Below are 12,233 nucleotides of genomic sequence, written 5' to 3'. Positions count from 1 at the left end.
CAATTATAAGGTATTTTTACAATATTACTTAAATGCAAAAAAGCCAAACCTTAGATTCTAAGATTTGGCAACCATTAAGAAACAAGGAAATATGCAAGATTACTTAATCTCAACCTTCGCACCCGCTTCTTCAAGTTTTTTCTTAAAGTTTTCAGCATCTTCTTTGCTTACACCCTCTTTAAGTGTGCTAGGAGTTTGCTCTGTCGCATCTTTTGCTTCTTTCAAGCCCAAGCCTGTAATCTCACGCACCGCTTTAATTACATTGATCTTATTTGCACCTGCATCAACAAGAATTACATTAAAATCAGTTTTTTCTTCAGCAGCAGCTCCAGCACCACCACCTGCAACTGCACCTGCAACAACCGTTGGAGCAGCACTTACACCAAACTTCTCTTCAAAAGCCTTTACAAGCTCTGAAAGTTCTAACACGGAAAGGTTTCCAATGTATTCCAATACATCTTCTTTAGAAATTGCCATCTTTTTCTCCTCTTATTGATTTTCTTCTTTTTGTTTTTTCAAATTATCAAGCCCGGTAACAAAATAACGCGCCGGTGCAGTCCAAACAGACAACAACATACCAATAAGCTCTTCTTTGCTTGGGAGCTTGGAAACAGATACAATATGTTGTGTATCCACAACTTGAGCATCAAATAAACCTGTTTTCAAAACAAAATGCTCACTATGTGTGTCTGCAAATTTACAAACAACTTTAGACAATGCGATTTGATCATCTGCCCAAAGAAAAATATTTGTATCTTTAAGTGCCAAATCTGGTTGCTCCGCATTTTTAAGTGCGATACTTGCCAAAGTGTTCTTAATGACTTGGACTTTAATGTTTGTTGCCTTTGAAGTGCGTCTTAGCTCTTCAAGATGACTTACTTGCAAACCTTTATAATCACACACAATAAGTGCGGAAGCATTCTTAAATTCAGAACTTAAATATTCTACAATCTGAATCTTCTCTTGTTTAGTCATTCCTCCTCCTTTCAGCCCAAAACCTCACATAGGGTAATTTTTAAGCCAAAGCCCCTATATTCTTTGGTCTAAGATAAAACAATACGACAATCTATAAGGCTTACTTTATATCCATAAGTTCTTGAGAATCTAGCTGTATAGCCGGACTCATCGTAAGGGATAAAGTGCTACTGCGGATATATTTGCCTTTTGCTGAAGTTGGCTTTAGTCTATTGATAGCACGAACAAACTCTAGCATATTGTCGCGGATTTTATTTTCATCAAATGAAGCCTTGCCAATAGGAGCGTGAATAATACCCTTTTTATCTACCCTAAAATTCACCTGTCCGCTTTTAGCGTTGGAAACCGCCTTAGCAACATCCATTGTAACAGTGCCTGTTTTTGGATTTGGCATCAAACCCTTTGGTCCAAGAATACGCCCCACTTTCCCTACAAGTGCCATCATATCCGGCGTCGCAATAACCATATCAAAATTAATCTTGCCATTTTTAATCTCATCTGCCAAATCATCAGCACCCACAACATCAGCACCAGCACTTTTTGCCTCATCTGCCTTGATGCCTTTAGCAAAAACAGCAACACGCACTTTTTTACCTGTCCCGTGAGGCAATACGACTGCACCGCGTATCATTTGGTCAGCGTGTCTAGGATCAACACCGAGTCGCAGTGCAACTTCAACCGTTTCATCAAACTTTGTAGATGCCAATGATTTTACTGCACTCACACCACTTTGAACATCATACACCTTTTGAGAATCTATCTTCGCCTGTAAAGCTTGTAATCTCTTTGCTACTTTTTTACCCATAAACAAACTCCGTTATTAATCTTGGATTTCAATACCCATACTTCTCGCACTTCCAACTACAATCTTCTTTGCAGCCTCAAGGTCTGATGCATTAAGGTCTTCCATTTTAGTTTGAGCAATCTCTTCAAGCTGTTTGCTTGTCAATTTTCCAACTTTATTCTTTAGCGGATTATCAGAGCCTTTTGTAATCCTAGCTGCTTTCTTGATAAGATCCGTTACAGGTGGCTTTTTTGTAATAAAGGTAAAACTCTTATCCTGATAAATTGTAATCACGACAGGAATATTAAAATCACCCATATCCTTTGTCTTTTCATTAAAAGCCTTACAAAACTCCATAATATTTACGCCTCTTTGCCCTAAAGCTGGACCAACAGGAGGAGATGGATTTGCCTTGCCCGCTGGAATCTGCAACTTCAACTCACCAACAACTTTCTTGCCCATTATCTATTCCTTTCTCTTAAGCAAATTTAAACAATTTTTTCGACTTGCGAATATAAAATCTCAACAGGAGTATTTCTACCAAATATAGAAACATTGAGCTTAAGTTTCTTATGCTCTAAGTCATACTCCTCAACCGTGCCTGTAAAATTTACAAATGGACCATCAATGATCCGCACAACTTCACCCTGTTCAAATGAAATCTTAGGTTTTGGAGCACTTGGATTCCTTACCTTTTCAAGTATCTTTGCAATATCAGCTTCATTTAAAGGTGTGGGCTTCTTGCTCTCACCAATGAAACGCCCTACCCTAGGCAAAGACTGGATCATATGCCAAAGCTTTGTGTCTAAATCAACTTGAATAAACACATACCCAGGATACAAACTCCTATCAACGATCTTCTTCTTTGTCTCTATGATAGATTCTGTAGGAACAACAACCTCTCCAAATCTATCTTGCATTTGATTTTGCACAATCAAATTACGGATTGCCTCGCCTACTGACTTTTCGCTACCAGAATATGTTTGTATAGCATACCACTCCAAGCTTCACCTCTCCACAATAATATTACAAAATACTTGACACAGAATGAAGCAAAATCCAATCAACCAACGCTAGAAATAAAGTAACGACACTTACTACAATAAGCACAGATATAGACGCATTGCGAATCTGCTCTTTTGTAGGGAAAATAACTTTTAGTCGTTCCTCATTTGCGTTGCGAAAATAGGTTTTTATCTTTTTAATCATTATGTATCTCTTTCTTAAAGAATTATCAACTTACAGCTTTTGTGGCAGGCCAGGAGGGACTCGAACCCCCAACACTCGGTTTTGGAGACCGACGCTCTACCATTGGAGCTACTGACCTATAAGCTAGGCAAAAAGCCTAGCTTTTAAGCTTTACTTCCTTGTGAATTGTATGTTTATTCAAACGAGGAGAAAACTTCTTGAGCTCCAGTTTTTCTGTATTTGTCTTTGCATTCTTAGTAGTGCTATAATTTATATCACCACATTCCGAACACTTAAGTCCTATCTTAATAGTGCTTCCCTTTGCCATCTAATAGCCTCTTACTATTCAATGATTTTTGTTACAACACCTGAACCAACCGTTCTACCACCCTCACGAATCGCAAAACGAGTTCCTTCTTCAAGTGCTACAGGTGCGATAAGCTCTACTGTGATTTTTACATTATCACCAGGCATAACCATCTCTACACCGCTTGGAAGCTCAATAGAACCAGTAACATCTGTTGTTCTTACATAGAATTGTGGGCGATAACCTTTAAAGAATGGAGTGTGTCGTCCGCCTTCCTCTTTTGAAAGAACATAAATTTCACCCTCAAATTTCTTATGAGGTGTAATTGAGCCGGGCTTACAAAGCACCATACCTCTTTCAACTTCTTCTTTCTTTGTTCCTCTTAAAAGGATACCGACATTGTCTCCAGCTTCACCTTTATCAAGCTCTTTTCTAAACATCTCAACGCCAGTAACTGTTGTTTTTTGTGTATCGCGGATACCTACGATTTCTACTTCATCACCTACACATACAACACCTCTTTCTACTCTACCTGTTACAACTGTTCCACGACCAGCGATTGAGAACACATCTTCCACAGGCATAAGGAATGTTTTTTCAGTATCACGCTGTGGAATAGGAATATATCTATCAACTTCCTCCATCAATTTCAATACTTTCTCTCCCCACTCGCCAACATTACCAGCCTTAGCTTCTTCAAGTGCTTTAAGTGCGGAACCAGCCACGATTGGAGTATCATCACCAGGGAAGTCATATTGGCTAAGCAACTCACGAACTTCCATCTCTACAAGCTCAAGCAATTCAGCATCATCAACCATATCCTGCTTATTTAAGAACACAACGATGTAATGCACACCCACTTGGCGTGAAAGAAGGATATGCTCTCTTGTTTGTGGCATAGGACCATCAGCAGCAGATACAACCAAAATCGCACCATCCATTTGTGCCGCACCTGTAATCATATTTTTTACATAGTCGGCGTGTCCGGGACAATCCACATGTGCGTAGTGACGATTTTCTGTCTCATACTCAATGTGAGAAGTAGCGATAGTAATACCTCTTTCTTTTTCCTCAGGGGCATTATCAATATTATCGTAGTCTTTCATTTCTGCAAGACCTTTTGTTGCCAATACAGCAGAGATAGCTGCACTCAAAGTTGTCTTTCCGTGATCCACATGTCCAATTGTTCCTACATTCACATGTGGCTTGTTTTTTACAAACTTTTCTTTTGCCATTTTATTCTCCTAACCTTAAGATTGATTTTTAGAATCCTGCTAATGCGAGATTCCACTTAAAAAACTGGAGCCCATAAGCGGGATTGAACCGCCGACCTCTTCCTTACCAAGGAAGTGCTCTGCCACTGAGCTATATGGGCAACCTAAGAAAATCAAAAATCTATCTGGAAAAATCTTTACTTTTAAGAATTGTATAAGTTAAAGATTCAGCTCCCAGTATGGAGCGGGAAACGGGGCTCGAACCCGCGACCCTCAGCTTGGAAGGCTGATGCTCTAGCCAACTGAGCTATTCCCGCAAAAAAACAAAATCATTTCGACTACCACCCTAATACTTGGCTATCACTCCTTTATTTATTGCGGAATGAGTTAGGTGGTGGTGAGTCGTGGATTCGAACCACGGAAGACATAGTCAGCAGATTTACAGTCTGCCCTCGTTGGCCACTTGAGTAACTCACCAAAAACAATTATAAAAACTGGTAAAAACACTGAAAGCAATACGCTAGAGTGTGAAAAATGGAGCTGGTTAAGGGACTTGAACCCCCGACCCTCTGCTTACAAGGCAGATGCTCTACCAACTGAGCTAAACCAGCACTTCTTGGAATTAAAAGGCGTGATTATATAGATTTTGTATAACTTTGTCAAGGTTAATAAGGCGATTTTGTTACCAAAATTTGAATCCCCATTAATCCTCAAAACCCCTGACCATAACTTTGATTCTCATTTTAGCACACATAAATCCCTTAAGACACTTCATTATTTTAAACTCATCAAAATCCCAACATCTCCCAACTCCAAGCCCTCAATGTTGCAAAAACCTAGATTCTTTCAAAAACAGCATTAAATACATAGATTAATAAAATTGAACCAAACCCACAATCAAGCTCCCTTAACCCCAAAACACCAAGTAAGATTCTTTACCAAAAGATATGCCCCCGCAAATGTCATTTAGAATCTCTAGTATTTTTACACTTCTTTCTTGCACTCATATGCTTCAATCTCTTCTCTAATTTCTTGCTCAACTCCCTCCAACTCATTGCCTAAGCGTCTTTGTGCCTCAATCATCTCATCAAATCTAAAGCCAAGCATCACAATCCTACAAAATTGAGACAGAGAATACCAACTCTAAAAATATTGCACTTTAGTATTCAGAGCAATTATGGGCAAACAAGACAAATAAGGAAAGTTATGGATTGTCTTGGGGAATTGTTTTAGCAATTTTGACTTCGTTAAAAAATATGTGATACAATCCAACTTTCTTTTGTAAGTCTATCAAAAAAAACAAAAAAAAGGATAAGGTATGCATAGATATCCTAATTGTATTGAACCCAACATCTCTACGAATATAGCCAATCTTTCTTTTGTACGCATATTAGGGGGGGGGATGGCGTAATGTTGTTTCTCTCGTTAATATAGCATTTCATTATTGCAGTGTCTTTTGTTCTATTGTTGTTGATTTATTTTACATTAGAGTTCTAACTCTACCGCTACGCTTTCATTTTTTGCAGAATGTTTTTTTTACAACCTACATATCCCTATTAAAATTTAGACTCAACACTATGCCCCTACTCTGTGTATCATACATAAGGATTAGACAATGAAAGTTCTTATCCTAGCTGGTGGGCTTGGTACAAGGTTTGCTGAAGAAACGGGGCTTAAGCCAAAGCCTATGGTAGAAATAGGTGGATGTCCGATTTTATGGCATATTATGAAAATTTATAGCCACTATGGGTTTAATGAGTTTATTATCCTTACAGGCTATAAGGGGCATATCATCAAAGACTATTTCCTAAATTACTACACACGATATAGTGATATAAGCGTGGATATGGTAACAAATCGTGTAGAAGCACATACCAATCGCCACGAGCCTTGGAAGGTTACAATGCTCTATACTGGGCAAGATTCCCAAACAGGGGGTAGAATTCTCCACGCTCAACCTTATGTAGGCAACGAAACATTTATGCTTACCTATGGCGATGGGCTAAGTGATGTCAATCTCCACGCACTTTTAGATTTCCACAAATCTCACAAAGGTGCGGTAACTATGACTTCCGTGCTACCAGAAGGGCGTTTTGGTGCGTTAGACATAGAGCCTGGCACCAATCAAGTAAAAACATTTACAGAAAAACCCAAAGGTGATTCTAGCGCACAACACAGCGGCTGGATTAATGGTGGATTCTTCGTGTGTGAGCCAAAGGTATTTGATTATATCACGCAAGGAGATCTTACGATTTTTGAGCAAGAACCACTAAAAAAACTAGCAAGAGATAATGAGCTTTACACTTATCAACACAATGGTTTTTGGAAGTGTATGGACACACTTAAAGACAAAAATGATTTAACACAAATGTGGCTAAGCGGCAACGCCCTTTGGAAAATATGGTAATTTAGGCTTGTTAATGTTTGATGAAATTTATCGCAATAAGAAAGTTTTTCTAACAGGGCATAGTGGCTTTAAAGGAAGTTGGCTCAGTCTTTTCTTGCACACACTAGGAGCGGAAGTCTATGGCTACTCCCTTGTACCAAATACCACACCAAACCACTATACACTTTTGGATTCCAACATTTTTGTAAACTCAAAGTTTGGCGATATCAACGACTATGTAAGCCTAGAATCCGCCCTACAAGAAGTAGAACCTGAAATCATCTTTCATCTTGCAGCACAACCCTTAGTGCGATATAGCTACCAAGAGCCGCTTTACACCTTTCAAACAAATGCCATAGGCACACTAAATCTCCTAGATTCCGCTAGAAAACTAAAAAATCTTAGTGCTATTGTCATCATCACCACAGACAAAGTCTATGAAAACAAAGAATGGCTCTATGGATATAGAGAATATGATAGACTTGGCGGACATGACCCCTATAGTGCGTCTAAAGCTTGTGCGGAAATTATCATAGATTCTATGCGAAAAAGCTTTTTTGACCCAGAAAGTTATAGAAAAACCCATAGCGTGCTAATCGCCACTGCTAGAGCTGGAAATGTTATTGGTGGTGGAGATTGGAGTGAAGATAGGTTAATTCCCGATCTTATACGCGGAGTTGCAGACAATAACAGAACGCGAATTAGAAATCCTAACACCACGCGACCTTGGCAGCATGTATTGGAGCCATTGCACGGATATTTAATGCTAGGACAGAAATTACTAAAAGGGCAAAAAGAATTTGCCACAAGTTTTAACTTTGGACCAAATCTTGAAGGCAATGTAAGTGTGCAAGAAGTACTAGAAATCGCACAATCAAAATGGAATAAGATTCAATATGAAATCCATAAAGATTCTAACGCTCCACACGAGACAAATTTATTAATGCTAGATTCTACAAAAGCACAAAAAATGCTAGGCTGGAATCCAGTTTGGAATCACATTGATGCCATCATGTATACAATGCAATGGTATAAAGAATTTTATGAAAACAATCAAGTCATAAGCACAATACAACTACAAAAATACAAGGAGTCATTATGAGCAGATTTAATTTTACACAAACATTTTTAGAAGGCGTTTTTATAGCAGAGCCAAAGCCCATATATGATGAAAGGGGTTATTTTGAGCGTTATTTTTGCGCACAAGATTTTAAAGAAATTGGAATCCTTAAACCCATCGCACAAATGAACCATTCTAAAACCTTAGGCAAAGGCTCTATAAGGGGAATCCACTATCAAACGCCACCTTTTTGTGAGACAAAAATTGTGCGTTGCTTAAAGGGAGCTATATATGATGTGGCTGTGGATTTAAGAGCCGACTCCCCAACCTTTTTACAGCATTTTGGCACAGAGTTAAGCGAAACAAACGCAAAATATCTAATAATCCCAGATGGCTTTGGACACACCTTTCAAACTCTAAGCGAGGAGACCGAAGTTTTATATCTTGTTACGGAATCCTTTAATCCACAAGCTGATAGCGCTTTAAATCCGCTAGATCCAACAATCAATATCCAATGGAAGCTAGAGGTTAACAATCTCTCACAAAAAGACAAAAATGCTCCATTTGCCAACACATTCAAAGGATTAAAAATCTAAGGAGAAAAACAAATGAAAAATGCAATTATTTTTGGGGCAACTGGCTATATCGGTATAGCACTTACCAAAAGTCTTCTATCCAACGACATACAAGTCCTTGCTATTGGTAGGAAAAGTCAAAAATACTTCTATGATAAACTAAGCTTAGAACACAATAAGAATGTAGATTATCTACAAATCAATGGGGATTTAGAATCTTTTTTAAATAAATTATCACAAAACACAGACTGCAAAGGTAGTGTCCTATACCATCTTGCTTGGTCTGGGGTAGATAGACTTACTAATGGTGGAATAAGGAAGCAAATTAAGAATCTAAGTATAACTTCCCAAATTCTCTCCTTTGCTAGTGAAATTGGCTGCTCCAAATTTATAAATCTTAGCTCCCAAGAAGAAGCTATTTTTCAGCACTACATTCAAAGTGCTCAATGGAAGGTAAAGAAATATTCTTCTAGTCCAGTTTTTTATGCTGGAGCAAAGTTAGCTAATGCTGAACTTGTGTGTCTTTTGTCATACTTGAAAAAAATTGATTATGTAAATGCAAGATTTTCTATCGCACTAGATAAGAAGTTAAGCGGTCCAAGTTTTGTAGCAGAAACTTTTAAAAAAATCAAAAACAAAGAGCCGATCCCAGAAGTGAAAAATACCCAGCCGTGTGAAATTGTGCTCTTAGAGGAATTAGTAGAAGCATGTTATAAAATTGGATTACACGGGAAACATATGGCAGACTATTACTTAGGCAAAGGCGATATAGACACTTTAGAAAATTATTTTATAAAATTCAACAATCTCTTATACCCCAATCAAACAAAAAGCCTTTCACAAAATAGCTTTGATAAAGGTATTTTAGAGCTTTACACAATCCATCAAGCCCTAGAAAATGACACAGGATTTATTTTTAACAAAGATTTTACACATCTAGCACGGGAGGTAATCTAATGAAAAAAGCAATTATTACAGGTGCAACGGGATTCATAGGTTCAGCTCTTACAAGATTTTTACTAAAAGAGGGAGTTGAAGTCATAGCCCTTGGAAGAAAAAAAAGAGAAGAAGTCGATCCTTTACGCTTACAAGATCACCCTAAGCTCACTTATATCCAGCTTGATATGGCAGAAATTTCTAGGTTACCTAAGATTTTAGAGGATAAAAATCTACACTTTAAAGATGCGAGTTTTTATCACTTTGCTTGGAGAGGTAAAAATGTGCTATCTGATTTAAATGTGGAAGAGCAGTACAACAATGTTTCTTATTCCGTAGAAGCTTTTATAGTCGCAGATATGATAGGGTGTAAAAATTTTGTTCATGTCGGAACCATGGAGGAAGCTTTTGTAGAGCCATATTTAAACTTGGACTATCATAAATATTCACATTATAATCGCCACGTGATATATGGTCTCGCCAAAAAAGCTGCTAGAGATTTTCTAAAAGCAATATCCATAGAGATTGAAACAAGCTTAATTATAGTCACCAAATCCCACGTTATAGGCTCAAATGATTCTAGGGACAGCTTTCTACTTGTAACGTTGCAGAAGATTTTAAATGATGAAAAAATAGAAATGACTTCAGGGGAACAAACTTTTGACACGATTTCTATAAGGGATTGTGTTAGAGCATTTAAACTTATTGGTGAAAAAGGTAAAAAAAACGCAGAATACTGGATAGGGTCTGGAAAACCTAGAGCACTAAAGGAATATATAGAGATTATGACAACAATATATCCACCAAAATATCCAGTAGAATTTGGTAAGGTCGCATATAGCGATGTGAAACTAGATAGAGCAGTGTTTTCCACTAAAACGCTAGAAGAAGATTTAAAATTTAAATGTCAAATTAGTTATGAAGAATCCCTAGAAGAACTCCATCAATGGCTAAAATACAAAACAATCCAAGAAGCATAACATAAGGAAGTATAATGAATATTCTACTCACAGGTGCAACAGGATTTATAGGCACAAATTTTGTCCTACAACTCCATAAAAAATACAAAATCATCGCTCTAGTACGCACAAGTAGTGATACAAGCAAGATAGAAGCTTATTGCAGAATATATCGCTTTACAAATGTGGATTCCATCTTGGACTTGTTTGAAAATCGACAATTTGATGGTGTAGTGCATTTGGCAACTTCATTTTTCTTAAATCACGCCATACAAGACACCAAAGAACTCATAGATTCTAATATATACTTTGGCATTAATCTTTTAGAAGCTTGTAAGCTCCATAGCATTCCTTTCTTTATTAACACTTCTACTTTTGGTAGCTACTACAACTCTCTATCCTATCGCCCAGCCTCTTTATACGCCGCTACAAAAAAGGCATTTGAAGATATGATGCTCTACTATTCTCTCACTTCTCAAACCCTTTTTACAAATCTATTGATTTACAATGTATATGGACCAAACGATACAGCAACAAAACTTTTTGCACTACTAGGTACCATTGCCCAAAGTGATGAAGTCATACAAATGAGCGATGGTAGTCAAATCGTAGATTATAGTCATGTCTTTGATATTGTAGATGGATTTGATTGTTTAATAGAGCTTATCCAAAAAGACCCGGAGTTTTGTAAAGATAAAATCTTTTCTCTCAAAGGAAAAGAGAGACAAACGCTTAAAGAAGTGGTAATGCTGTATGAAAAAGTCTTAGGTAAAAAACTCAATATCAAATGGGGAGCTAGACCATTAAGAGAGCTAGAGATTATGACTCCTTGGGAAGGTGGAGAAACCCTACCAAACTGGGAGCAAAAAATTACATTACGAGAAGGATTTAAAATGATGGTAACTGCTAAAAACATACGGGGGGGGGGGCAGAATAGATTAGATTTCTCTGTCACCAAAATGGTGGCATAGTGAAATCTAATAAGCTAAAACTTCTTCTCACAGGTGCAACAGGATTTATAGGAATGAATTTTATTTTACGCTTACACGACAAATACGATATTACAGCCCTTGCAAGAACGAGCAGTGATATAAGCAAAATAGAATCTTATTGCAAAATCTATCGCTATGAAAATCTAGATTCTATATCACAACTTTTTCAAAAAGAGCGTTTTGATGGTGTGGTGCATTTAGCCTCTATGGTACCAAGCACTATGCAGCCAGCCACAGATATAGAGAGACTTGTTAATACCAATATCATTTTGGGAATAATGTTGCTAAAAGCAGCTGCTAAGCATCAGGCTTTTTTTATCAATACCTCTACTTGTGGTAGCTACTGCAACTCTCTATCCTATCGCCCAGCCTCTTTATACGCCGCTACAAAAAAGGCTTTTGAAGATATTGTGCGATATTACTCTCTAGTATCTCAAGCAGTTTTTACAAATCTATTGATTTACAATATATATGGACCAAACGATACAAAGTATCTCTTTTCTTTGTTGCAAAAAATCTCACAAACAAATGAAGAATTGCCAATGAGCGATGGTAGTCAAATCGTAGATTATAGTCATGTCTTTGATATTGTAGATGGATTTGATTGTTTAATAGAGCTTATCCAAAAAGACCCGGAGTTTTGTAAAGATAAAATCTTTTCTCTCAAAGGAAAAGAGAGACAAACGCTTAAAGAAGTGGTAATGCTGTATGAAAAAGTCTTAGGTAAAAAACTCAATATCAAATGGGGAGCTAGACCATTAAGAGAGCTAGAGATTATGACTCCTTGGGAAGGTGGAGAAACCCTACCAAACTGGGAGCAAAAAATTACATTACGAGAAGGATTTAAAATGATGGTT

General features: G+C 37.5%; 16 protein-coding genes and 5 tRNA genes. 7 read left to right on the top strand and 14 right to left on the bottom strand.

Translation table 11 applies throughout. From position 1 onward, the window contains the following. Positions 1 to 99 precede the first annotated feature (99 nt). From rplL to EBF12_RS12140, 14 genes are all read right to left on the bottom strand, one after another. Entirely contained in the window at positions 100 to 477 is a 378-nt protein-coding gene (gene rplL, locus EBF12_RS03130) for a 50S ribosomal protein L7/L12 (RefSeq protein WP_034588696.1), read from the bottom strand. 12 nt (positions 478 to 489) lie between these two features. Then, positions 490 to 975, bottom strand: a complete 486-nt coding sequence (gene rplJ, locus EBF12_RS03125; protein ID WP_121726361.1) for a 50S ribosomal protein L10 — start codon at positions 973 to 975, stop codon at positions 490 to 492. Between the two features lie 100 nt (positions 976 to 1,075). Further along, positions 1,076 to 1,780, bottom strand: a complete 705-nt coding sequence (gene rplA, locus EBF12_RS03120; RefSeq protein ID WP_121726360.1) for a 50S ribosomal protein L1 — start codon at positions 1,778 to 1,780, stop codon at positions 1,076 to 1,078. A 15-nt stretch (positions 1,781 to 1,795) separates the two neighbouring features. Then, positions 1,796 to 2,221, bottom strand: a complete 426-nt coding sequence (gene rplK, locus EBF12_RS03115; RefSeq protein ID WP_121726359.1) for a 50S ribosomal protein L11 — start codon at positions 2,219 to 2,221, stop codon at positions 1,796 to 1,798. A 26-nt stretch (positions 2,222 to 2,247) separates the two neighbouring features. Next, on the bottom strand, positions 2,248 to 2,763 hold the full coding sequence (gene nusG / locus EBF12_RS03110; protein ID WP_121726358.1) for a transcription termination/antitermination protein NusG: 516 nt from the start codon (positions 2,761 to 2,763) through the stop codon (positions 2,248 to 2,250). A 22-nt stretch (positions 2,764 to 2,785) separates the two neighbouring features. Further along, positions 2,786 to 2,968, bottom strand: coding sequence for a preprotein translocase subunit SecE (gene secE / locus EBF12_RS03105; protein WP_121726357.1), 183 nt, complete (start codon positions 2,966 to 2,968; stop codon positions 2,786 to 2,788). A 42-nt stretch (positions 2,969 to 3,010) separates the two neighbouring features. Further along, positions 3,011 to 3,086: transfer RNA gene (locus EBF12_RS03100), tRNA-Trp, on the bottom strand. Between the two features lie 18 nt (positions 3,087 to 3,104). Continuing rightward, positions 3,105 to 3,275, bottom strand: a complete 171-nt coding sequence (rpmG, locus tag EBF12_RS03095) for a 50S ribosomal protein L33 (RefSeq protein ID WP_002955417.1) — start codon at positions 3,273 to 3,275, stop codon at positions 3,105 to 3,107. A gap of 14 nt (positions 3,276 to 3,289) precedes the next feature. Beyond that, complete coding sequence (tuf, locus tag EBF12_RS03090) at positions 3,290 to 4,489, bottom strand: elongation factor Tu (RefSeq protein ID WP_121726356.1); 1,200 nt, start codon at positions 4,487 to 4,489, stop codon at positions 3,290 to 3,292. Positions 4,490 to 4,554: 65 nt separating this feature from the next. Further along, positions 4,555 to 4,629, bottom strand: a tRNA-Thr gene (locus EBF12_RS03085). A gap of 79 nt (positions 4,630 to 4,708) precedes the next feature. Next, a tRNA-Gly gene (locus EBF12_RS03080) sits at positions 4,709 to 4,785 on the bottom strand. Between the two features lie 75 nt (positions 4,786 to 4,860). Then, positions 4,861 to 4,945: transfer RNA gene (locus tag EBF12_RS03075), tRNA-Tyr, on the bottom strand. 58 nt (positions 4,946 to 5,003) lie between these two features. Continuing rightward, positions 5,004 to 5,079, bottom strand: a tRNA-Thr gene (locus EBF12_RS03070). A gap of 373 nt (positions 5,080 to 5,452) precedes the next feature. After that, complete coding sequence (locus tag EBF12_RS12140) at positions 5,453 to 5,575, bottom strand: hypothetical protein (protein ID WP_279629414.1); 123 nt, start codon at positions 5,573 to 5,575, stop codon at positions 5,453 to 5,455. 508 nt (positions 5,576 to 6,083) lie between these two features. On the opposite strand from EBF12_RS12140, the gene rfbF reads away from it, so the two are divergent. The 7 genes from rfbF to EBF12_RS03030 all read left to right on the top strand — a co-directional run. Further along, positions 6,084 to 6,875 (top strand): glucose-1-phosphate cytidylyltransferase, encoded by a 792-nt coding sequence (rfbF, locus tag EBF12_RS03060; RefSeq protein ID WP_121726355.1) that lies wholly within the window; start codon positions 6,084 to 6,086, stop codon positions 6,873 to 6,875. 13 nt (positions 6,876 to 6,888) lie between these two features. Further along, positions 6,889 to 7,956, top strand: coding sequence for a CDP-glucose 4,6-dehydratase (rfbG, locus tag EBF12_RS03055; RefSeq protein ID WP_121726354.1), 1,068 nt, complete (start codon positions 6,889 to 6,891; stop codon positions 7,954 to 7,956). Beyond that, positions 7,953 to 8,510, top strand: coding sequence for a dTDP-4-dehydrorhamnose 3,5-epimerase (rfbC, locus tag EBF12_RS03050; RefSeq protein ID WP_121726353.1), 558 nt, complete (start codon positions 7,953 to 7,955; stop codon positions 8,508 to 8,510). Before rfbG ends, rfbC begins: the two co-directional genes overlap by 4 nt. A 12-nt stretch (positions 8,511 to 8,522) precedes the next feature. Next, positions 8,523 to 9,446, top strand: a complete 924-nt coding sequence (locus EBF12_RS03045; protein WP_121726352.1) for an NAD-dependent epimerase/dehydratase family protein — start codon at positions 8,523 to 8,525, stop codon at positions 9,444 to 9,446. Then, entirely contained in the window at positions 9,446 to 10,405 is a 960-nt protein-coding gene (locus EBF12_RS03040) for an NAD-dependent epimerase/dehydratase family protein (protein ID WP_121726351.1), read from the top strand. Before EBF12_RS03045 ends, EBF12_RS03040 begins: the two co-directional genes overlap by 1 nt. A gap of 14 nt (positions 10,406 to 10,419) precedes the next feature. Continuing rightward, positions 10,420 to 11,355, top strand: a complete 936-nt coding sequence (locus EBF12_RS03035; protein WP_121726350.1) for an NAD-dependent epimerase/dehydratase family protein — start codon at positions 10,420 to 10,422, stop codon at positions 11,353 to 11,355. Beyond that, positions 11,355 to 12,233, top strand: an 879-nt coding sequence (locus EBF12_RS03030) for an NAD-dependent epimerase/dehydratase family protein (RefSeq protein ID WP_167444787.1), incomplete at its 3' end; no start/stop codon positions are given. The genes EBF12_RS03035 and EBF12_RS03030, both read left to right, overlap by 1 nt.

The organism is Helicobacter labetoulli, assembly GCF_003670275.1.
Taxonomy (GTDB): domain Bacteria; phylum Campylobacterota; class Campylobacteria; order Campylobacterales; family Helicobacteraceae; genus Helicobacter_C; species Helicobacter_C labetoulli.
The sequence above is the reverse complement of the archived record's forward strand: the minus strand, read 5'-3'. Positions and strand labels throughout refer to the sequence as shown.